Here is a 19,502-nt window from a genome sequence, read left to right as displayed (position 1 = left end):
CGGCGGCCCCCTTAATCCTGCTTCTCGCCGCTGGTGAAGCGGGAGACGATCAGCGCGAGCAGGATGATCGCGCCGTTGAGGAACTGGGTCCACAGCGGCGGCACCCCGCCCAACGTCATCACGTTGATGACCAGTTGCAGGGTCAGGACGCCGGTGAGCGCCCCGAAGAGGGTGCCGCGGCCGCCCTTGAGGCCGATGCCGCCGATCACCGCGGCGGCGAACACCTGGAAGATCCAGCCGCTGCCCTGGCTGGCGGAGACCGCGCCGTAGTGGCCCGTATAGAGGACGCCGGCGAAGGCCGCCAGAGTGCCGGCGAGGATCAGCACGCCCCAGGTGAGCCGGTCGGTGCGGATGCCGGCCGCCCGGGCCGCCTCCGGGTTGCCGCCGAGCGCGTACAGGGCCCGGCCGTGCCGGAGGTAGCCGAGGGCGGCGCCGCCGAGCGCGTAGAGGGCCAGACAGATCCAGACGGCGGCGGGGACGCCCAGCCAGGCGGTGCGGCCCAAATAGGCGAAGGAGTCCGGGACATCGGCGAGCGAGCGGCCCTCGGAGAGGCCCACCTGGAGGCCGCGCAGCATGGTGAGCATGCCGAGGGTGGCGATGAAGCCGTTGACCCGCAGCCGGAGGATGAGGAAGCCGTTGGCGGCGCCGATGGCCGCGCCCACGGCCAGGCAGAGCGGGACCGAGGTCCAGGTGGGCAGAAGTTCCAGGCCGGCGAAGCGGCCGCCGTGGGCGGGCAGGACGAGCCAGAGGGCGACCACCGGGGCCAGCCCGATGGTCGACTCCAGCGACAGGTCCATCCGCCCGCTGATCAGCACCAGCGCCTCGCCGAGCACCAACAGGCCGAGTTCGGTGGACTGTTGGACGACGCCGATGAGGTTGTCGCCGGTGAGGAAGGCGGGCGAGACGATGAAGCCGACGACGCCGAGGAGGAGGATCACCGGGACGAGGGAGAGGTCCCGCCAGCGGCCCGGGGCGCGGCGGGTGCGCCGGGCCGGGCCGGCCGGGGCCGCGTCGGCGGCCGCGGGTGCCGTGGTCTCGGTCATGGCGCGGTCCCTTCCGTCGTGCGGGTGTCCGGCGGGCCTGCGGCGACGCCCTCCATCGCGGCCACCAGCTCCGCGGTGCGCCAGCCGGCGCCGAACTCGGCCCGCGCCCGGCCCCGGAAGACCGCCACCACCCGGTCGCAGAACCGCAGGTCGTCGGGTTCGTCGGAGACGATCAGGGCGCCGTGGCCGCGGTCCGCGACCCGCCGCACGATGCCCAGCAGGGCCGCCTTCGCCCGCACGTCCACGCCCCCGGTCGGGCGGAGGGCGACCAGCACCGCGGGGTCGCGGGCCAGCGCGCGGGCGACCACCACCTTCTGCTGGTTGCCGCCGGAGAGCCCGGCGACGGCCTGGTCGGGGCCGGCGGCCTTGATGTCCAGTTCGGCCATCGCCTTGCGGGCCAACTCCCGGGTCCGGGACGGCAGTACGGTCCCCCACGGGCCGAGCCCGTCGGTGAGCGCCAGGGTGACGTTGTCGGCGAGGCTGCGCCCGGGTACCAGGCCCTGGCGGTGCCGGTCCTCGGGGACGTAGCCGATGCCGGCGTCCAGGGCGCGCGGCACGCTGCCCGGGCGCACCGGCCGGCCGCGGACGGTGATCCGGCCGGCGTCCGGGGTGCGCAGCCCCACCAGCGCCTCGGCGAACGCGGTGGTCCCGCCGGCGGCGGCGCCTGCCAGGCCGACGACCTCGCCGGGGCGAACGGTCAGGTCGAGGGGGCCGAAGTGGCCGTGCAGGGTGAGCCGTTCGGCCCGTAGCAGCGGCTCCCCGTCCGCCACCGCGGCCGGCGGCCGCGCGACGCCCGCCGGACCGGTGGCCCCGCCGTCCTCCCCCGCCATCGCCGTCACCAGGGCGTCCTCGGTCAGCCCGGCGACCGGGGCGGTCAGCACCCGGCGGGCGTCCCTCAGGACGGTGACGGTGTCGCAGCAGGCGAAGACCTCCTGGAGGTGGTGGGAGATGAACAGGAACGCCGCGCCCCGGGAGCGCAGTTCCCGCAGTCGGTCGACGAGCCGGTCGATGCCGGCGGCGTCCAGTCGGGCGGTGGGCTCGTCCAGGACGATCAGCCGGGCGCCGCGCGACAGGGCCCGTGCGATCTCCACGAACTGGCGCTGCTCGACGCCCAGTTCGTCGAGGCGGGCGGCCGGGTCGACGTCCACTCCGTAGTCGGCGAGCAGCTCCCGCGCGCGGGCCCGCAGCGCCCGCCAGCGCAGGATGCGGCCGCCGGGGAAGTGGTTGAGGAAGAGGTTCTCGGCCACCGTCAGCCCGGGCACGGTCATCGAACGCTGGTGGACGCAGGCCACCTCGCGCTGCCAGGCGGCCAGGTCGCCCCAACGGGGCGCGGGCCGGCCCCCGTAGGTGACCCGACCGGCGTCCGGCCGCACCATCCCGGTCAGCACGGACACCAGGGTCGACTTGCCGGCGCCGTTCCGGCCGACCAGGGCGTGCGCCTCGCCGGGCCGGACGGTCAACCGGACGCGGTCGAGGGCGAGGGTGGGGCCGTAGCGCTTGACGAGGCCGTCGGCGTGCACCACCGCGGGTCGGCCGGGCGCGGGGTCGCCGGGCGGGGCGGCGGTCACTTCCCCTCCTTGGCGAGCTGATTGGCCCACAGGCGCGGGTCGTTGACGTTTTCCTTGGTGACGAGGGTGGCTGGAAGCTGGTCCTCCAACCCGTTCTTGATCTTCACGACGGTCGAGCCGTGATCGGTGGGGCCGGGCCGGAAGGTCCGCCCCGCCAGGGCCGCGCGGGCGTAGTACAGGGCGTACTTGGCGTAGAGGTCGGCGGGTTGGGAGAGGGTGGCGTCGAGGGTGCCGGCCCGGATGGCGGTCAGCTCGTCGGGGATGCCGTCGTTGGAGACGAGGGTGAGGTGGCCGGGGGGCCCGGCGGGTTTGACCAGGCCGCGCTGGCGTAACAGGGCCAGCACCGGCTGGAGGAAGGCGCCGCCGGCCTGGAGGTAGACGCCGCCCAGGTCGTGGTGTTGGGCGAGCAGGCTCTGGAGCTTGGCGGAGGCGACCTCGCCCTTCCAGTCGGTCGTCAGCTCGTGGACGGTGATGCCCGGGAACCTCCGCTTCATGCAGGCCGCGAACGCCTCCGAGCGGTCCCGGCCGTTGACCGAGCTGAGATCCCCCTGGAGCTCGGCCACCCGGCCGCGGCCGCCGAGCCGCTGGCCGAGGAACGCGCAGGAGCGCTCCCCGTAGGCGCGGTTGTCGGCCCGGACGACCATGTAGACCGGGCCGTCGTCGGGGCGGGTGTCGACGCTGACGACCGGGATCTTCTTGCCGGCCAGCCGCCTGAGTTCGGCGGTGAGGGCGCCGGTGTCCTGCGGCGCCATCACGATCGCCCGGGCGCCCTGGCCGGTCAGCGCCTCGACGTCGGAGACGACCTTGGAGACGTCGTTTTGCGAGTTGGCCAGCGGGAGCGCGGACGGGCGGCCGTGCGCCAGGTCCGCCTGGAGGTACTGCTGGTAGGAGTCCCAGAAGTCGGTGTCGGTGCGGGGCACGTCGATGCCGATCCGGCCCCTGGCGTCGGCGCCGCGGTTGCAGCCGGTCAGCACGAACGGCACCAGCAGCGCCAGCGCCGCGGCGCCGGCCACCGCACCGGTGCGGCACACGGGCTCTCTCATGGTGCTCCCTCACGTGGGGTGGGTGGTCCCTCGGTCGTGGTGCCGCCGGCCCGTTGCACCGGCCCGCTCAGCCGACCGGGCGCGGCCGCAGCCCCTGCATCCCGCCGTCGACGGCCAGCGCGGTGCCGGTGATGCCGGACGCGGCCGGGGACGCCAAGTGGACGATGGCGGCGGCGACTTCCTCGGCGGTGACCATCCGACCCAGGGGCTGACGGGCGTTGAGCGCGGCCCGTTCGGCGGCCGGGTCCGGGGCCCGGTCGAGCAGCCGGGCCACCCAAGGGGTGTCCGCGGTACCGGGGTTGACGCAGTTGACGCGGATGCCGTCGTGGAGGTGGTCGGTGGCCATCGCCAGGGTCAGCGCGAGCACCGCCCCCTTGCTGGCGCTGTAGAGGGCCCGCTGCGGCAGCCCGGCGGTGGCGGCGATGGAGCAGGTGTGGGTGATGGAGACGCTGCCGGGCGCCTCGGCCGCGGCCCGCCGCAGATGCGGCAGCGCGGCCCGGGCGGTGCGCACCAGCCCCAGCACGTTGACGTCCAGGACATGCCCCCACTCCTCGTCGTCGTTGTCCTCGACGGTGCCCACCGCGCCGGTCCCGGCGTTGCCGACGAGGGCGTGCAGGGCGCCCAGTTCGGCCACCGCCGCGGCGATGCCGGCCCGCACGCCGGCGCCGTCGGTGACGTCCGCGGCGATCCGCACCGCCCCGGCGGGCGCCCCGGACGGATCGCGGTCCAGGACGGCGACCCGGGCGCCGCGGGCCAGCAGCAGCGCGGCGGTGGCCGCCCCGATGCCCGAGCCGCCGCCGGTGACCAGGGCGCCCAGGCCCGCGAAGTCGCCCGTCCCACCAGGCCCGTTCACGCCGGGACCCCCCTCGCCCGGTGCGGTCCGCGGGCCCGCCACACCGGCCCGTCGGGGAAGCGGTACGCGGCCAGCGACGCCGGCTCCATACGGGCCGAGAAGCCGGGCGCGGCGGGCGCCCGGTAGCGGCCGCGCAGGACCACGGCCGGCTCGGTGAAGTGCTCGTGCAGGTCGTCGACGTACTCGATCACCCGGTCCTCCCAACTCCCGGACACCGCCACGTAGTCGAACATCGCCAGGTGCTGCACCAGCTCGCACAGCCCCACCCCGCCGGCGTGCGGGCACACCGGCACCCCGTACTTCGCGGCCATCAGCAGGACCGCCAGGTTGTCCGGGACGCCGGCCACCCGGGCCGCGTCGATCTGCACGAAGTCCACCGCACCGGCCTGCAACAGCTGCTTGAACACCACCCGGTTGGCGACGTGCTCCCCGGTGGCGACCTTCACCGGCTGCCCGGCGCGCACCGCGGCGTGCCCCAGGACGTCGTCCGGACTGGTCGGCTCCTCGATCCAGTACGGGGCGTGCGGCGCCAGCGCGGTCATCCAACGGACCGCCTCGGCCACGTCCCAGCGTTGGTTGGCGTCGAGGGCGATCCGCACGTCGGGCCCGACCGCGGCCCGGACCAGCTTCAACCGCCGCAGGTCGGCGTCGAGATCGGCGCCCACCTTCAGCTTGAGCTGCCCGAAGCCGTCGGCCACCGCCGCCTCGGCGAGCCGGACCACGGTCGCGTCGTCGTGACCCAACCAGCCGGGCGAGGTGGTGTAGGCGGGGTAGCCCTCGGCCCTGAGGCGGGCGGTGCGGGCGGCCCGGCCTGGCTCGGCGGCGCGCAGCAGGGCCAGCGCCTCGTCGGGCGTCAGCGCGTCGGAGAGGTAGCGGAAGTCGACCAGCCCGACCAGCTCTTCGGGCGTCAGGCGGGCCAGGAACTCCCAGACGGGCCGGCCTGCGCGGCGCGCGGCGAGGTCGAAGGCGGCGTTGACCACCGCGCCCGCGGCCATCTGCGCCACGCCCTTCTCCGGCCCCAGCCAGCGCAGTTGGGAGTCGTGGGTGAGGGCGCGGTGCAGCGCGCCGAGCCGGGCGGCGGTGACCGGCGCGGGGCGTTGGACGACGTACGGGGCCAGCGCCCGGATCGCGGCGGCCATCACGTCGTTGCCGCGACCGAGGGTGAAGCAGAAGCCGTGGCCGGCCGGCCCGTCGGCGGTGTGCAGGGTCACGTAGGCGGCGGAGTAGTCGGGGTCGGGGTGCATCGCGTCCGAGCCGTGCAGCCGGTCGGAGGTGGGGAAGCGGACGTCGTGGACCTCCAGCCCGGTGACGGTGTCGCTGACGGCCATGGGCAGACCCCCTGGGCTCGCGGCGGATGTCACGGGAGAACATCGGACCTTTCCCGGTCCTCCGATGTATAGCCCCGCCCCGAAGGCGGCGTCCAGACCCCGGCACCCGATTCCGTCGCCGGCACCCGCCCCGGGGCCCGGATTCGGCCGTCCTCCCCCACCACAGCTCGGATGTATCCGTACACGCGCTCGCAAAGGGGCTGCAGAACGGCACCGCGGACGCCGTAGGCTTGGGGGCGCACGCAATGGAACTGCAGCCGGTGGCCTTGAAGCGCCCGACCGGCCGGAAGGAGGGGCTGGGTGATCGAGCTGGAGGGGGTGCCCGAGCTGATCGACCCGGTCATGGTGGCCGCGTTCGAGGGCTGGAACGATGCCGGCGACGCCGCCTCCGCCGCGGTCGCCCACCTGGACCGGGAGTGGAAGGGCGAGGTCTTCGCCGCGCTGGACGCGGAGGACTACTACGACTTCCAGGTGAACCGCCCGACGGTCTTCCTGGAGAACGGCGTCCGCAAGGTCACCTGGCCCACGACCCGGCTCTCGGTCGTCCGGGTCGGCGACGCCGACGGCAAGGGGCGCGCCCGGGACCTGGTCCTGGTCCGCGGCATCGAGCCGAGCATGCGCTGGCGCTCGTTCTGCAACGAACTCCTGGGCTTCGCCCACGAGTTGGGCGTCGAGATGGTGGTGGTGCTGGGCTCGCTGCTGGGCGACACCCCGCACACCAGACCGGTCCCGGTCAGCGGCGTCAGCTCGGACGCGGACCTGGCCCGGCGGCTGGATCTGGAGGAGTCCCGCTACGAGGGCCCGACGGGCATCGTCGGCATCCTCCAGGAGGCGTGCACCCACGCCGGCGTCCCGGCGGTCAGCCTCTGGGCCGCGGTGCCGCACTACGTCTCCCAACCGCCCAACCCCAAGGCCACCCTGGCCCTCCTCAACCGCCTGGAGGACCTGCTCGACCTGCGGATCCCGCTCGGCGAGCTGACCGAGGACGCCCGCGCCTGGCAGTTGGGCGTGGACCAACTCGCCGCGGAGGACAGCGAGGTGGCCGAGTACGTCCAGTCGCTGGAGGAGGCCCGGGACACCGCCGATCTGCCGGAGGCGTCCGGCGAGGCCATCGCCCGCGAGTTCGAGCGGTATCTGCGCCGCCGCGACCCGCAGGCCGGTCCGGGGGTGGCGACCGAGGGCGGCCTCGCCGACGGCCGGGACGGCTCCTACCTCCGCGACCCGGCCAGCGGCCGCACCCGGCACCCGCGGAGCACGCCCAAGGAGCCGCGCGAGCCCCGGCCGCCGGAGGAGTCCGGTCCCCCGAAGCCGTCCGGCCCGGAGACCGGCGAGGACGGCGGCGATCCGGGCGAGGGTCGCACCGACGGCAACGGCCCGGAGGACACCGGCACCGACGGCTGACCCACCGCGGGCCCCAACTCTCCATCCCCACAAGGACGAAGACCCCCGACGACATCCCGCAACACAAGCGACAAAGGGGCGCCCCCGCCATCCGGCGGGGGCGCCCCTCGTGCTTTCTGCCCTACAGCGCGACGCCCAACAGCGCGTTCACCGCACGGGAGACGAGCCCGGGAGCGCCCTCGTCCGTGCCGCCGTCGGCCTGCTGCTTGGCGGCCCAACGGTCCACCGCGGCCAGCGCGGTGGGCGCGTCGAGGTCGTCGGCCAGCGCGGCGCGGATCTCCGCCAGCAGTTCCTCGGCCGGCGGACCGTCCGGGCGGGAGACCGCGGCCCGCCAACGGGCCAGCCGGTCCTGAGCCTCGGTCAACACCGCGTCGGTCCACTCCCAGTCGCTGCGGTAGTGGTGGGCCAGCAGCGTCAACCGGATCGCGGCCGGGTCGACGCCGTCCCGCCGCAGCGCGGAGACGAAGACCAGGTTGCCCTTGGACTTCGACATCTTCTCGCCGTCCAGGGCGACCATCCCGGCGTGCACATACGCCTTGGCGAAGGGGTGTTCACCGGTCAGCGCCTGGGCGTGCGAGGCGCCCATCTCGTGGTGCGGGAAGGCGAGGTCGGAGCCGCCGCCCTGCACGTCGAAGCCCATCCCCAGGTGCTCCAGGGCGATGGCGACGCACTCGATGTGCCAGCCGGGCCGACCGGGGCCCAGCGAGCCGCCGTCCCAACTCGGCTCGCCGTCCCGGGCGGCCATCCACAGCATCGGGTCGAGCGGGTTCTTCTTGCCCTCCCGCTCCGGGTCGCCGCCGCGCTCCGCGGACAGCAGCCGCATGGTCTCGGCGTCCAGGCCGGAGACCCCGCCGAAGTGCGGGTCGGAGGCGACCGAGAAGTAGATGTCGCCGTCCAGTTCGTAGGCCGCACCGGCCTCGCGCAGCCGCTCCACCAGCGGGATGATCCGCGGTATGGCCTCGACGGCGCCGATGTAGTGGCGCGGCGGCAGCATCCGCAGCGCCGTCATGTCCTCGCGGAACAGGGCGGTCTCGCGCTCGGCGAGCGCGGTCCAGTCGACGCCGGTCGCCACCGCCCGCTCCAGCAGCGGGTCGTCGACGTCGGTGACGTTCTGCACGTAGTGCACCTGACGCTTCGTGTCGAGCCACACGCGCTGGACGAGGTCGAACGCGTTGTAGGTCGCCGCGTGTCCCATGTGGGTGGCGTCGTAGGGCGTGATGCCGCAGACGTAGATACGGGCGACGGGACCGGGGTCGAGGGTTACTCGTCCACCGGTCGCGGTGTCGTGGATCCTCAGGTCGCGGCCCTGACCAGGCAGGGCGGGGACCTCAGAAGCGGGCCATCCATGCATGCCTTGAGCGTAACCGGACGCATGTTCCGTATACGAACCGGAGGGGCTTCTCTGGCCGGAAAGGCGGTCTTGCGCTCCGCGGTCGGATGTGCCAAGCGGCAACGGTGGTTGGGCGTCGGGCGGCGCCCCGGATCAGACGGGCGGCCAGGGAATCGCCGGCCACTCCCCGCTCGGCTCCGGGTGCCGCCCGCTGCGCAACAGCCCCTCGATCCGCGCCCGCAACGCCGTGAGCTCGGCGTCCGTGATCAGTTCGGCCATCCGGGCGGCGAGCGGCGCACCCTCGTCCAGCGCCGCCCGAAGGCCGCGCAGCACCCCCAGCGCCTCGTCGGTCAGCGGCTCGCCGGCCCAGCCCCACAGCAGGGTGCGCAACTTGTCAGCCGAGTTGAACGTCACACCGTGGTCGATCGCGAAGAACGCGCCGCCGGCGCCGGGCAGCAGGTGCCCGCCCTTGCGGTCGCCGTTGTTGATCACCGCGTCCAGGACGGCGAGCCGGCGCAGCCGGGGGTGGTCGGCGTGGACCAGCAGCGCGGTGCGGCCCGCGCCGATGTCCGCGCGGCCGACCGCCTTCCAGCCCGGCTCCGGCTCGTCCTCGGCCACCAGCGCCAGCAGTTCGGGCGCCTCGTCGCCGTCGCCGGGCGGGGCTATCCACTCCTGCACCATGCCGGTGCCGTACGGGCCGTCCCGCAGCACCGTGGTCGGGATCAGGTCCCAGCCGCAGGCCCGGGCGATCTCGTAGGCGGCGACCTCGCGCTGGGCGAGCGTGCCGTCCGGGAAGTCCCACAGCGGGCGCTCGCCGGCGACCGGCTTGTAGACGCAGTCGGCGCTGCGCCCGTCGAGTTCGACGGTGCAGTAGAGGACGGCGTTGGAGGCGTCCGGGATCTGGCCGCGGACGGTCAGCTCGCCACCGGCGAGCAGCGCCGGGGCCAGGCTCCCGACGGGCTCCCTGGCGGCCGCCGCATCGAGCGGTTCCGCGGGGCCGGGCACCGGATCGACGGTGGGCTCCATGGGGCTCAGGCGTCCCGCCGGTATCCGTTCTGACGCGGGCATACGTGTCCCTCCGGGTCGAGCGGCAGGCTGCACAACGGGCACGGCGGGCGGCCGGCGTTGACCACGTCCAGCGCCCGCTTGGCGAACGCCCGCGCCATGGTGCCGGTCAGTCGGACCCGGAGCATCGGCGGGCCGTTCTCGTCGTCCTGGAGCAGTCGCTCCTCGGCGTCGGCGAGGTCCTCGTCGCTGTCGGCCTCCAGCTCGACCAGCGCCTGGGCCTCGACGATCATGCGCTCTTCCTCGCCGTCCCAGGCCAGCGCCATGGTGCCGACCCGGAACTCCTCCTCCACCGGCGTCTGGAGCGGCGCGGTGTCGGACAGCTCGTTCGGGGAGACCGCGGGCACCGGGGCGCTGCCGCCGCTGCGCCGGACCACCTCGTCCAGCAGCTCGTCGATCCGCTCGGCGAGCGCCGCCACCTGGGTCTTCTCCAGCGCGACGCTGGTGACGCGGCCGCCCGCGGCGGCCTGGAGGAAGAAGCTACGGCGGCCAGGCAGCCCGACCGTACCGGCCACGAAGCGGTCCGGGAGGTCGTAGAAGAACACCTGACGGGACAACGTCCTGCTCCGATTGTCTCGACTGCTTGGGTCAGTGCGGTCGCTGCGTCCTCAAGGTCAACTGCGCGGATCACAGGGGCGTCGCGGGCAGCGCCGTCGCACCACCCTACTGCGCCCGCTGATCACGCTGCGCCCGCACCGCCCCCGATGGCCGCGTCCCGCTCGCTCCCGGACCCGTCGCCGTCCTCGCGGGGCACCAGCGACGCCAGGTCACCGGTGTCGCCGAGCCGCACGAGGTAGGGGCGCAGCCGGGTGTAGCGGATCACGGTCACCGAACACGGCTCCACGGAGATCCGTTGGAAGAGGTCGAGGTGCATGCCGAGGGCGTCGGCGACCAGGGACTTGATGATGTCACCGTGCGAGCACATCAGGTAGGTCGCCTCGGCGCCGTCGCTCTCCTCGACCCGGGCGTTCCAGTCCCGGACCGCGGCGACGGCCCGGTCCTGCATCTCCCGCATCGCCTCGCCACCGGGGAAGGCGGCCGCGGTGGGGTGCTGCTGGACGGCCTCCATCAGCGGCTCGTCGGCCAGTTCGGCCAACTTGCGGCCGGTCCAGTCGCCGTAGTCGCACTCGGAGATCCGCTCGTCGGGCGCCAGCCGCAGCCCGGGGCGGGCGTCGAGCAGCGGCGCCAGGGTCTCCCGGCAGCGCTGCAACGGGCTGGTGACGGCCACGGCCAGCGGGATCCCCGCGAGCCGGCCGGGCAGCGCGGCGGCCTGGGCGGCGCCCCGTTCGTCGAGGGCCACGTTGGGGGTCCGGCCGGCGAGCACCCCGGCGGTGTTGGCGGTGGAGCGGCCGTGCCGCACCAGGATCAGCGTGGGCATGCCCGCCACCCTAGAGCCTGCCCGCTGGGTCAGGTCCGAGGCCCTCCCGTCACCCACGTGCCCCCGGCCCCGCTCTGGGTCCACTTCCCTGGCAAGGGCCCCCGCCGCGGGCGAGAATGCCGGTGTGATCGTGGACTTCGCCCTCTACCGCGAGGGCCGCCGCCAGGAATGCCGGGCGGACTTCTCCCGCGCCCTGGACGCGGCGCGAAGGAGCGGTCGGGACTTCCTGTGGCTGGGCATGCACGAGCCCACCCAGGACGAGTTCGACCAGGTCAGCAGCGATTTCGGGCTGCATCCGCTGGCCGTGGAGGACGCCCTGAAGGCGCACCAGCGGCCGAAGCTGGAGGTCTACGACGACTCGCTGTTCATGGTGCTCAAGCCGATCACCTACGACGTGGCGGCGGACACCGTGACCGCCTCGGAACTGATGGTCTTCGTCGGCGACTCGTTCGTGGTCACCGTCCGGCACGGTCCGGCCAGCCCGCTGGCGGCGGTCCGGCAGCGGCTGGAGCGGCACCCGGAGATCATGCGGCACGGCCCGGGTGCGGTGCTGTACGCGGTGAGCGACGCGGTGGTGGACCACTACGTCGAGGTCGGCGCCGAACTCCAGGGGGACCTGGAGGAGTTGGAGGCCGAGGCGTTCGCGCCGGTCCGCCGGGAGTCCCGGAACACCGCCGCCCAGATCTACGCGTTCAAGCGGGAGATCCTCGAATTCCGGCGCGCCACCGTCCCGTTGGCCGACCCCCTGGCCCGCCTCCAGAGCCCCGGCGTGCCGTTCGTACACGATGACGCCCGGCCGTTCTTCCGGGACGTCGGCGACCATCTGACCCGCGTCAACGAGCAGGTGGAGGGGTTGGATCGGCTGCTGTCGGACATCCTGGCCGCCCATCTGGCGCAGATGGGGGTCCAGCAGAACGACGACATGCGCAAGATCTCGTCCTGGGCGGCGCTGGCCGCGGTGCCGACCCTGATCGCGGGCATCTACGGCATGAACTTCGCCGATATGCCGGAGCTGAAGTGGCCGCTGGGCTACCCCGTGATCCTGCTGGTGATGGCCGTCATCGAGGTGTCGCTGTACCGGCTGTTCAAGCGCCGCGGCTGGCTCTGAGGGGCGCGCCGGGCGGACGCGTCAGGCGAACTCCGGTGCGGGGTCGGCCGGTCCGCCCAGCGCGTCGCGCCGCGCGGGCATCGTGAGGCTGACCATCCGCCGCCAGCCGGGCAGCCGCTCGTAGCCGTAGACCGCCAGGATGCCGCCCCTGAGCAACGCGGACTTGGCCGCCGGCCATCCCAGGATGCGGCCCATGTGTGCCATCACGGCCAGGCTGACGTCCCGGTGGACGGCGATCTCGGCCAGCGCGCACTCCCGCAGGGCCCGTTGGATGCGCCGCCCGTGGCCGGCCCGGGTCAGCCGCAGCAACTCCTCGTGGCAGTAGGCGAGATGCCTCTCCTCGTCCTGGCAGATCATCCGGGCCGCCCTGCCGAGCTCGGGGTGGACGCCGAAGAACCGGCGCAGCAGCAACAGCCGTTCGGCGCCGTGCCGGGCGGCCTTGGGCGTCAAGTCCCGTTGGGATTGCGGGAGCAGAGCGGCAATCCGCCCGTTCTCCCCGCCGCCCTGGGACTCCCCGCTGGCCGCGATGGAGCAGAACAGGCGGTAGGAGTCGTCGTGGTCGACGATCTCCTGGAACAGGCTCCTGGCCGAGAACATCAGCGTCACCTCCGAACGGACACACCTCTGAAGGGCAAGCCCCATCCGGTGTTCCGCCGCCGGCAACCGGGGGCCCGGCCCGCCGCGCCCGTTCGTCTGATGCCGCCGGGGCGGGCCCCGTAACCCGCCCGTCCCTTGCGGCGTTGAGTTCCGTGACGGCCGTGGCGGGGAAGACCCCCGAGCCCCCACCACGGCCGTAGAGCTCCCCGCCCGGCGCCGATGCGCCGGGCTTTCGGCGTCTGCGGGAGCCCTGCGACCTACGCCAGTCCGGCCCGCTCCAGGGCCTCGATGCCGGCGCGCAGCGAGGCCACCCGCTCGTCGAGGGTGAAGCCGGCCGGCGCCAGCGTCAGGGTGGTGACCCCGGCCGCCGCGTACGCCTGCATCCGCTCGGCGATCCGGTCGACCGAACCCAGCAGCGTGGTCTGGTCGATCAGTCGCTCCGGGATGGCCGCGGCGGCGCCGTCCTTGTCCCCGGACAGGTACTTGTCCTGGATCTCGGCGGCCTCCTTCTCGTACCCCATCCGCTGCGCGAGCTGGTTGTAGAAGTTCTGCTTGCGGCTGCCCATGCCGCCGACGTACAGCGCGGTGTACGGGCGGAACTGGTCGGCGAGGGCGCTGACTTCCTTGTCCTCGCCGACGGCCAGCGGGAGGGTCGGGCAGACGTCGAAGCCGTCCATGGTCTTCCCGGCCGCCTCCCGGCCCGCCCGCAGGGGGGAGAGCGCGGTCTCCTCCAGGTGGTCGGCGGAGGGGAAGATCAACAGCGCGCCGTCGGCGATCTCGCCGGTCTGCTGGAGGTTCTTGGGGCCGATGGCGGCGATGTAGAGCGGGATGTGCTCGCGCTGCGGGTGGACGGTGAGCTTCAGCGGCTTGCCGGGGCCGCCCGGCAGCGGCAGCGTCCAGTGCGCGCCCTCGTAGGAGAGCCGCTCGCGGGCCATCGCCTTGCGGACGATCTCCACGTACTCCCGGGTGCGGGCCAGCGGCTTGTCGAACTTCACGCCGTACCAGCCCTCGGAGACCTGCGGGCCGGAGACGCCCAGGCCGAGGCGGAAGCGGCCGCCGGAGAGCGAGTCGAGCGTCGCCGCGGTCATCGCGGTCATCGCGGGCGTGCGGGCCGGGATCTGGAAGATCGCCGAGCCGACGTCGATCCGCTCGGTCTGCGCGGCCACCCAGGAGAGCACCGTGGGGGCGTCGGAGCCGTACGCCTCGGCCGCCCAACAGACCGCATAGCCGAGGCGGTCGGCCTCCTGTGCCACCGCGAGATTGTCGGAGTCCATCCCGGCGCCCCAGTAGCCGAGGTTGATGCCAAGCCTCATGCCGCTCCCCTTACCGATCAGTAACGTCGCTGTTTCGGGGACTCTAGCGCGCGGGTGCGGTCGTCGTCACCGGCGGGCCGGGAGCTGTGGACAACTGCCGGCGGCCCGACCGTTGTCCACAGGTCCCCTGATCGCGGTGCGCGGCGCGTAGTGTCGGGCCCATGGAGCAAAGGCACCTCGGCCGCACGGGTTTGCGCGTCTCCCGGCTCGGACTGGGCACGTTGAACTGGGCCCGCGACACCGGCGAGCAGGACGCCGCCGAGCAGCTCAAGACCTTCTGGGAAGCCGGCGGCACCCTCGTCGACACCGCCGACATCTACGCCGACGGCGGCGCCGAGTACCTCCTCGGCCGCCTCCTGGAGGGCCTGGTCCCGCGGCAGGACCTGGTGATCGCCACCAAGGCCGGCAGCGTCCTCGCGGCCGACCGCCGGGTCGACGGCTCGCGCCGCCATCTGCTCGCCGCCCTGGACGCCTCCCTGACCCGCCTGGGCACCGACCACGTCGACCTCTGGCAACTGCACTCCTTCGATCCGGGCACGCCGTTGGAGGAGACCCTCCAGGCGCTCGACCAGGCAGTGGCCACCGGCCGGGCGCGCTATGTGGGCGTCTCGAACTTCTCCGGCTGGCAGCTCGCCAAGGCCGCCACCTGGCAGCTGGCCGCCCCCGGAGTGCGCACCGCCCTGGCGAGCACGCAGATGGAATACTCCCTCCTCCAGCGCGGCGTCGAGCGCGAAGTGCTGCCCGCCGCCCGGGACTTGGGGCTGGGCCTGCTCCCGTCGTCCCCGCTGGGCCGCGGGGTGCTCACCGCCAAGTACCGCCACGCCACCCCGGCCGACTCCCGCGGCGCCTCGGAGCACCTCGCTCCCTTCGTGGCGCCGTATTTGGACGAGGCCGCGAGCCGGGTCGTGGACGCGGTCGCCACCGCCGCCGACGGGCTGGCGGTCACGCCCCTCCACGTCGCGCTCGCCTGGGTCCGGGACCGCCCCGGCGTCAGCGCGCCGATCCTCGGCGCCCGCACTGCGCAGCAGCTCAGAGCCTCGTTGTCAGTGGAGGCGCTTAGTCTTCCTGACGAGATCCGCCGGGCGCTGGACGATGTGTCGGCCCCGGTGCACCACTATCCCGACCACGACTGGAGCACGCTGTGAGTACCGACCGCGCCGGCGACAACCCGCCCGAGCAGGAGGCCGCCGTCCCCGGCGGCCGGGCGGGCGAGGGGGACGGTGGCGCGCCGCAGCCCGGCCCCGCCGCGTCCGTGGCGGCGCTGGCGGCGGCGGTGCGGGCCGTGGAGAGCGGGGAGCGCGCCGCCGCGTCGTTCTTCGCCGAGGCCCCGCGGGGCAGCGCAGCCCCGGCCGCCCGCCCGAAGCCGTCCGGCACCGAGGGTCCAGGCCGGGCCGCGCAGCCCGCGCCGGCGGCCCCGGCCCCCGCGGCGGCCGGGCTTCGACCTGACGGGCCGTCCGCTGAGCCGGGCCCGCCCCGTCCCGTTGAGGCCGACGCCGGCGTCCCGCAGGCCCCGGCCGGCCCCGCGGTTCCGGCGGCCCGTCCCGCCGTCCCGACGGGGCCCGGCGTCGAGGGCGTCCGGCGGGTACTGGCCGCCGGCGGCGCCCCCGAGGCGCTGGCGGAGAAGGCCGCGGAGGCGCTCGGTCAGCAGGCCGCCGAGGCGCTGGCCGCCGATCCCTGGCAGCTGCTCGCGGTGCCCGGCGTCCGCCCCGAGCAGGCCGACGGCTTCGCCCGGGCACTGCTCGGCGCCGGCTGCGGGCCGGGCGACGAGCGGCGCGCCCAGGCGCTGATCGGCTGGTTGCTGGAGCAGGCCGCGCTCGCCGGCCACTCCGCCCTGGAGGCGTCCGCGCTGCGCGCCGCCCTCGCCCAGCGCGCCGTGCCCGACCCGGACGAGGCCCTCCAAAGTGCCATCGCGGACGGCGCGGTGCTGGTGTTCCAGGACGCGCTGGAGACCCCGGGCCGCCCCCGGAGCGCCGCGGACGAGGACGACGAGGAGCAGCGGCCGGTCCGCGTGCTGCTCGGCCTCGACCGGCTCGCCATGGCCGAGGAGAGCGTCGCCGACGGCCTGGCCCGGCTGTTGAACACCTTCGAGCCGCCGGCGGACGAGGCGCCGGCCGGCACCGCGGACGACGCCCCGGAGGACGAGGCGCAAGATGCCGCGGACGACGGCCCGGAGGGCGGGCAGCCCGAGGGCGACGGCGCCGGCGCGCCGCCCCGCCCCTCCCTCGCCGCCTGGGAGGCCGCCGCCGCGGACGCCCCCTCGCCCTCCGCCGCCGAGCTGATCCGGGCCGTTGCGCTCAGCGGCCTGGTGGCCCACACCGGCGGCGAGGCGGCCCGCGCCGAGCCCGCCGCGCTGCTCGCCGCGGCCCGCGCCCTCGGCCTGCGGGCCGTCGGCGCCACCCACACCCCCAACGGCCGCCAGCGGCTGGCCAGTCAGCTCGCCGAGACCGCTCCGGAGGCCGCCGGAGCGGACGCCGCGGTGACCGTCGCCGGCCTGCTGTCCGGCCAGGAGGGCCCGGGCCGGGACGCGGACGGCGCCCTCGCCCTCGATCTGCTGGTGGTCCTGGACGCCCCGCAGTTGGACCTGGAGACCGCCGCCCTGCTGGTGGAGTCGCTGACCGACGGCGCCCGCCTGGTGCTCAGCGGCGACCCGGGCGTGCTGTGGTCCGCGGGCCCCGGGCGGCTCTTCGCCGACGTCCTCCAGGCGCGCTGCTGCCCCCAGGTCGCCTCCCGCACCCCGGACTTCGGCCCGATCGGCGAGCTGGTGTCGGGCATCGGCATCGGCGAGCTGAGCCCGGCCGAGGCGCCCGGCAAGGAGGTGGTGATCGTCCCCGTCCGGGACGCCGGCGAGGCGGTGCACCGCACGGTCCAGCTGGTCGCCGACTCGGTGCCCAGGGCCCTGGGCGTCCCCGCGGAGCAGACCCAGGTCATCACGGTCGGCCACGGCGGCGCGGCCGGCACCCGCGCGCTCAACTCCGCGCTCAAGGAACGCCTCAACCCCGGCCCCGGCCGGTTCGGCGGCTTCGACCCGGGCGACCGCATCGCCTACTCCCCCGCGCTGGGCCGCACGCTCCCGGGCACCGTCACCGGCGCCGACGCCGAGGGCCTGCACCTCGACTGCGACGGCGCCCCCGTGGTCGTCCCGCGCGAGCAGGTCGGCTCCGGCGCGGTCCGGCACGGCTGGGCGCTCACCGCGCACCAGGCGGTCGGCCGGCGCTGGCCCGCCGCGGTGGTGGTGCTCCCCGGCGACGCCGCCGGCGGCCTGACCCGCTCCTGGGTCTACACCGCCTTCGGCCGCGGCGAGCGCCATCTGTCGGTCGTCCAGGGCGTGGACCAGGCGCTGGCCCGCGCGGTCACCGAGGTGCCCGCCAAGGAGCGCACCACCCGGCTGCGGACGCTGCTGCGGCTCCAGGCCGAGGAGCAGGCGGCGGACGGCGCGACGGACTGAGCGCACCGCCCGCGGGGCGACGGCCCGTTGGCCGTCCGCCCCGCGGTCCCGCCGCTTTGCTCCTTCGGCGGCCGTGCCTCACCGGCTCCGGTCGGCCGGCTCCAGCAGATCGTCGTCGCCGTCGTCGTCGAGCTCCTCGTCGAAGACCGAGCTGACGTCGAAGCGGCACACCACCCGCTGCGGATCGGCCTGGTCGAACGGCGCGGACAGCCACTCCCCCGGCTCGGTCGGCTCGTCGACGGCCGCCACCCAGAGCGTGGAGTCGCCCTCCTCCAGGCCGAACTCCTTGTGCCGGGAGGCGATCTCGTCCGGTTCGTACTCACCGAAGAGCACCCCGAGCGCGGCGTAGACGCTGCTGCCCACCAGCGCGGCGGGGTCCGGGGCGTTGCCCGTCGCGTCGTCGGCGGCGTCCGGGTCCAGAGCCGCGATGCGCTGTGCCTGATGCAGCAGGCGCTGCGGCTTGGCGACGGTGTAGTCGCGCCGGATGAGCACGCTCAGCGCGCTCGGCTCCTCGGGACCCGCGTAGGCGGGCAGGGTGTCGCTCCCGGGGATCTCGAAGGGGGTGACCTCGTCGTAGGTGTCGTAGAGCAGCTCGTCATAGCGCTCGGCAGCCGCGGCGAGTGCGTCGAACGCGGCGTAGACGGCGGGATCGTCCGCCCCCGCGCGGCGTTCGACCGCGTCGAGGTGACGGTCCAGCGCGGCTTTGACCGCCTCAGCGGCGGCACGTACCTCGGCAGCGGAAGGCTGCGCAGCATCAGACATAGTGCAGACGCTATCCGTACCGGGGCCGGTCCCGCACAATAGATGCGATGCCGGAATACGAATTCTGCGATGTGTACGTGCCTCGGGGCGTCTCCCGCAAGGCCGCCACCCGCCTGCTCACCGACCATGCCGAGTACGGACACTGGGAGTTGGACCGACTTCGGCTCAATCCCGACGGCAGTCGGCGGGTTCGGCTGCGCCGCCGGATCATCCGGCAGCCGCGCCCGACGTGGTGAGCACGGGCCGGTCCTTGAGAACGGTAGAGCGGGCCCCGTCGGGGACGGGGCCCGCTCCGTCATGCGGTCACCGGACGCCGGCGATCACCTACCGGCAGTACGCGCCCGGCGGTAGAGGACCGCGCCGCCCAGCAGCATCCCGGCGCTGAGCGGAACCGCGTAACCCAGCGCCCCGGCACCGGTCTGGGCGAGCTGCGGCTCGCGCCGCTCCCCCCGCCGCGGGGTGCTGACGACCTGGGTGTGCGGTGCGCCCGCGGTCTGCGTCCGCACCCCCGGGGCCTCCGGCACGACCGACCGCGGCTCGTGCGGGCTGCCGGGGTGGTGCGGATGGGCCGGCTGCGCATGGTGAACCGGCTGCTCCGGCTTCCCGGGGTGCTCCGGGTTGCCGGGGTGACGGGGCTGGTGGCCCCGCTCCGGCGGCTGCCCGGGCCCCGACGGCTGGCCGGGGTGGTGCGGGTAACCCGGGCTCGTCGCCGAGGCGTTGGCGCAGTCGTTGCCGAACACGGGGTTCAGCAGGCCGACCACGTCCACGCTGTTGCCGCACGCGTTGACCGGGACGTCGACCGGTGCCTGGACGGCGTTGCCGGAGCCGACGCCGGGCGAGTTGGTCGCCCCGCCCGCGGCGGTGGCGCCGCCGTGCCCGCCGGCCGTCCGCCGGTGCTTGCCGCCCTGGTCGTGTTCACGGCCCTGCCCCGCGTGATGACCGTGGCCGTGGTGCCCGCCCGACACGTTCGCGCACTTGTTGCCGAACGCCGGGTTCAACAGCCCGACCACATCGACGGTGTTGCCGCATGCGTTGACCGGGACGTCGATCGGGAGCTGAACCGCGTTGCCGGATCCGATGCCCGGCGAATGCGCCGCGCCACCCGCGGCCGCGGAGTCCGCGTGTGCGTACCCAGCGGCCATGGCGAGCACGCCACCTGCGGCCGCCATGGTGATCAGGCCTTTTCTTGCGACCTGTCTCATAGTCTTCCCCTGCCTTGTGCCTTACAGGAATGCCGGCGGATGGCAGTCCGCGGAATCACGCTCCGC

The 19,502-nt window shown here is 74.6% G+C and carries 18 protein-coding genes; 5 read left to right on the top strand and 13 right to left on the bottom strand.

Features of this window, described 5'->3' with window-relative positions:
• Nucleotides 1–11 precede the first annotated feature (11 nt).
• From ACFVFQ_RS20250 to ACFVFQ_RS20230, 5 genes are all read right to left on the bottom strand, one after another.
• Nucleotides 12–1,043 carry an ABC transporter permease gene (locus ACFVFQ_RS20250; protein ID WP_383417834.1) on the bottom strand — a complete coding sequence of 344 codons (1,032 nt, stop codon included), beginning with the start codon at nucleotides 1,041–1,043 and terminating at the stop codon, nucleotides 12–14.
• The gene (locus ACFVFQ_RS20245) at nucleotides 1,040–2,611 is read right to left on the bottom strand and encodes a sugar ABC transporter ATP-binding protein (RefSeq protein WP_383417833.1); all 1,572 of its coding nucleotides are present in this window, start codon (nucleotides 2,609–2,611) and stop codon (nucleotides 1,040–1,042) included. The genes ACFVFQ_RS20250 and ACFVFQ_RS20245 overlap by 4 nt, the downstream gene beginning before the upstream one ends.
• The gene (locus ACFVFQ_RS20240; RefSeq protein ID WP_383417830.1) at nucleotides 2,608–3,654 is read right to left on the bottom strand and encodes a sugar ABC transporter substrate-binding protein; all 1,047 of its coding nucleotides are present in this window, start codon (nucleotides 3,652–3,654) and stop codon (nucleotides 2,608–2,610) included. Before ACFVFQ_RS20240 ends, ACFVFQ_RS20245 begins: the two co-directional genes overlap by 4 nt.
• A 67-nt stretch (nucleotides 3,655–3,721) precedes the next feature.
• Nucleotides 3,722–4,507 carry an SDR family NAD(P)-dependent oxidoreductase gene (locus ACFVFQ_RS20235; protein ID WP_383417825.1) on the bottom strand — a complete coding sequence of 262 codons (786 nt, stop codon included), beginning with the start codon at nucleotides 4,505–4,507 and terminating at the stop codon, nucleotides 3,722–3,724.
• On the bottom strand, nucleotides 4,504–5,835 hold the full coding sequence (locus tag ACFVFQ_RS20230; protein WP_383417822.1) for an enolase C-terminal domain-like protein: 1,332 nt from the start codon (nucleotides 5,833–5,835) through the stop codon (nucleotides 4,504–4,506). The genes ACFVFQ_RS20235 and ACFVFQ_RS20230 overlap by 4 nt, the downstream gene beginning before the upstream one ends.
• Nucleotides 5,836–6,135: 300 nt before the next feature.
• Between ACFVFQ_RS20230 and ACFVFQ_RS20225 the strand changes: the two genes are divergently transcribed.
• On the top strand, nucleotides 6,136–7,236 hold the full coding sequence (locus ACFVFQ_RS20225) for a PAC2 family protein (RefSeq protein ID WP_383417819.1): 1,101 nt from the start codon (nucleotides 6,136–6,138) through the stop codon (nucleotides 7,234–7,236).
• A gap of 121 nt (nucleotides 7,237–7,357) precedes the next feature.
• Here ACFVFQ_RS20225 and mshC read toward each other — a convergent pair whose 3' ends face one another.
• From mshC to ACFVFQ_RS20205, 4 genes are all read right to left on the bottom strand, one after another.
• Nucleotides 7,358–8,587: a cysteine--1-D-myo-inosityl 2-amino-2-deoxy-alpha-D-glucopyranoside ligase gene (gene mshC / locus ACFVFQ_RS20220; protein WP_383417815.1), complete on the bottom strand. Its 1,230-nt coding sequence runs from the start codon at nucleotides 8,585–8,587 to the stop codon at nucleotides 7,358–7,360.
• A gap of 132 nt (nucleotides 8,588–8,719) precedes the next feature.
• Nucleotides 8,720–9,592, bottom strand: a complete 873-nt coding sequence (locus ACFVFQ_RS20215) for an SCO1664 family protein (RefSeq protein WP_383417810.1) — start codon at nucleotides 9,590–9,592, stop codon at nucleotides 8,720–8,722.
• A gap of 5 nt (nucleotides 9,593–9,597) precedes the next feature.
• A complete protein-coding gene (locus tag ACFVFQ_RS20210; RefSeq protein WP_383417806.1) occupies nucleotides 9,598–10,188 on the bottom strand; it encodes a DUF3090 domain-containing protein in 591 nt (196 codons plus the stop codon).
• Nucleotides 10,189–10,310: 122 nt separating this feature from the next.
• Nucleotides 10,311–11,009 (bottom strand): histidine phosphatase family protein, encoded by a 699-nt coding sequence (locus tag ACFVFQ_RS20205; RefSeq protein ID WP_383417803.1) that lies wholly within the window; start codon nucleotides 11,007–11,009, stop codon nucleotides 10,311–10,313.
• A gap of 124 nt (nucleotides 11,010–11,133) precedes the next feature.
• On the opposite strand from ACFVFQ_RS20205, the gene corA reads away from it, so the two are divergent.
• Nucleotides 11,134–12,117 (top strand): magnesium/cobalt transporter CorA, encoded by a 984-nt coding sequence (corA, locus tag ACFVFQ_RS20200; protein ID WP_383417800.1) that lies wholly within the window; start codon nucleotides 11,134–11,136, stop codon nucleotides 12,115–12,117.
• A gap of 21 nt (nucleotides 12,118–12,138) precedes the next feature.
• On the opposite strand, the gene ACFVFQ_RS20195 is transcribed toward corA, so the two are convergent.
• Nucleotides 12,139–12,714 (bottom strand): ferritin-like domain-containing protein, encoded by a 576-nt coding sequence (locus ACFVFQ_RS20195; protein WP_383417795.1) that lies wholly within the window; start codon nucleotides 12,712–12,714, stop codon nucleotides 12,139–12,141.
• Between the two features lie 257 nt (nucleotides 12,715–12,971).
• The gene (locus tag ACFVFQ_RS20190) at nucleotides 12,972–14,027 is read right to left on the bottom strand and encodes an LLM class F420-dependent oxidoreductase (protein WP_383417792.1); all 1,056 of its coding nucleotides are present in this window, start codon (nucleotides 14,025–14,027) and stop codon (nucleotides 12,972–12,974) included.
• Nucleotides 14,028–14,188: 161 nt separating this feature from the next.
• On the opposite strand from ACFVFQ_RS20190, the gene ACFVFQ_RS20185 reads away from it, so the two are divergent.
• Together ACFVFQ_RS20185 and ACFVFQ_RS20180 are read left to right on the top strand one after the other, a co-directional pair.
• Nucleotides 14,189–15,172, top strand: a complete 984-nt coding sequence (locus tag ACFVFQ_RS20185; protein WP_383417789.1) for an aldo/keto reductase — start codon at nucleotides 14,189–14,191, stop codon at nucleotides 15,170–15,172.
• A complete protein-coding gene (locus ACFVFQ_RS20180) occupies nucleotides 15,169–17,472 on the top strand; it encodes a helix-hairpin-helix domain-containing protein (protein ID WP_383417786.1) in 2,304 nt (767 codons plus the stop codon). The genes ACFVFQ_RS20185 and ACFVFQ_RS20180 overlap by 4 nt, the downstream gene beginning before the upstream one ends.
• Before the next feature lie 78 nt (nucleotides 17,473–17,550).
• Here ACFVFQ_RS20180 and ACFVFQ_RS20175 read toward each other — a convergent pair whose 3' ends face one another.
• Nucleotides 17,551–18,234 (bottom strand): hypothetical protein, encoded by a 684-nt coding sequence (locus ACFVFQ_RS20175; RefSeq protein WP_383417783.1) that lies wholly within the window; start codon nucleotides 18,232–18,234, stop codon nucleotides 17,551–17,553.
• A 47-nt stretch (nucleotides 18,235–18,281) separates the two neighbouring features.
• Here ACFVFQ_RS20175 and ACFVFQ_RS20170 point away from each other — a divergent pair, with 47 nt between their 5' ends.
• Nucleotides 18,282–18,470 (top strand): DUF5703 family protein, encoded by a 189-nt coding sequence (locus ACFVFQ_RS20170; RefSeq protein WP_366330887.1) that lies wholly within the window; start codon nucleotides 18,282–18,284, stop codon nucleotides 18,468–18,470.
• Between the two features lie 84 nt (nucleotides 18,471–18,554).
• On the opposite strand, the gene ACFVFQ_RS20165 is transcribed toward ACFVFQ_RS20170, so the two are convergent.
• Entirely contained in the window at nucleotides 18,555–19,403 is an 849-nt protein-coding gene (locus tag ACFVFQ_RS20165; RefSeq protein WP_383417779.1) for a chaplin family protein, read from the bottom strand.
• Between the last annotated feature and the right edge of the window lie 99 nt (nucleotides 19,404–19,502).

This window comes from Streptomyces sp. NPDC057743 (assembly GCF_042798755.1).
Taxonomy (GTDB): domain Bacteria; phylum Actinomycetota; class Actinomycetes; order Streptomycetales; family Streptomycetaceae; genus Streptomyces.
Note: the sequence above shows the minus strand (reverse complement) of the source record. Positions and strands in the feature narration are given on the sequence as shown.

What these genes read in the sequence shown, in the direction of transcription:
- ACFVFQ_RS20215 (WP_383417810.1), bottom strand. Translation starts at nt 9,592, where the DNA reads ATGGAGCCCACCGTCGATCCGGTGCCCGGCCCCGCGGAACCGCTCGAT.
- mshC (WP_383417815.1), bottom strand. Translation starts at nt 8,587, where the DNA reads ATGCATGGATGGCCCGCTTCTGAGGTCCCCGCCCTGCCTGGTCAGGGC.
- ACFVFQ_RS20185 (WP_383417789.1), top strand. Translation starts at nt 14,189, where the DNA reads ATGGAGCAAAGGCACCTCGGCCGCACGGGTTTGCGCGTCTCCCGGCTC.
- ACFVFQ_RS20165 (WP_383417779.1), bottom strand. Translation starts at nt 19,403, where the DNA reads ATGGCGGCCGCAGGTGGCGTGCTCGCCATGGCCGCTGGGTACGCACAC.
- ACFVFQ_RS20230 (WP_383417822.1), bottom strand. Translation starts at nt 5,835, where the DNA reads ATGGCCGTCAGCGACACCGTCACCGGGCTGGAGGTCCACGACGTCCGC.
- ACFVFQ_RS20175 (WP_383417783.1), bottom strand. Translation starts at nt 18,234, where the DNA reads ATGTCTGATGCTGCGCAGCCTTCCGCTGCCGAGGTACGTGCCGCCGCT.
- ACFVFQ_RS20190 (WP_383417792.1), bottom strand. Translation starts at nt 14,027, where the DNA reads ATGAGGCTTGGCATCAACCTCGGCTACTGGGGCGCCGGGATGGACTCC.
- ACFVFQ_RS20250 (WP_383417834.1), bottom strand. Translation starts at nt 1,043, where the DNA reads ATGACCGAGACCACGGCACCCGCGGCCGCCGACGCGGCCCCGGCCGGC.
- ACFVFQ_RS20195 (WP_383417795.1), bottom strand. Translation starts at nt 12,714, where the DNA reads ATGTTCTCGGCCAGGAGCCTGTTCCAGGAGATCGTCGACCACGACGAC.
- ACFVFQ_RS20170 (WP_366330887.1), top strand. Translation starts at nt 18,282, where the DNA reads ATGCCGGAATACGAATTCTGCGATGTGTACGTGCCTCGGGGCGTCTCC.
- ACFVFQ_RS20240 (WP_383417830.1), bottom strand. Translation starts at nt 3,654, where the DNA reads ATGAGAGAGCCCGTGTGCCGCACCGGTGCGGTGGCCGGCGCCGCGGCG.
- ACFVFQ_RS20205 (WP_383417803.1), bottom strand. Translation starts at nt 11,009, where the DNA reads ATGCCCACGCTGATCCTGGTGCGGCACGGCCGCTCCACCGCCAACACC.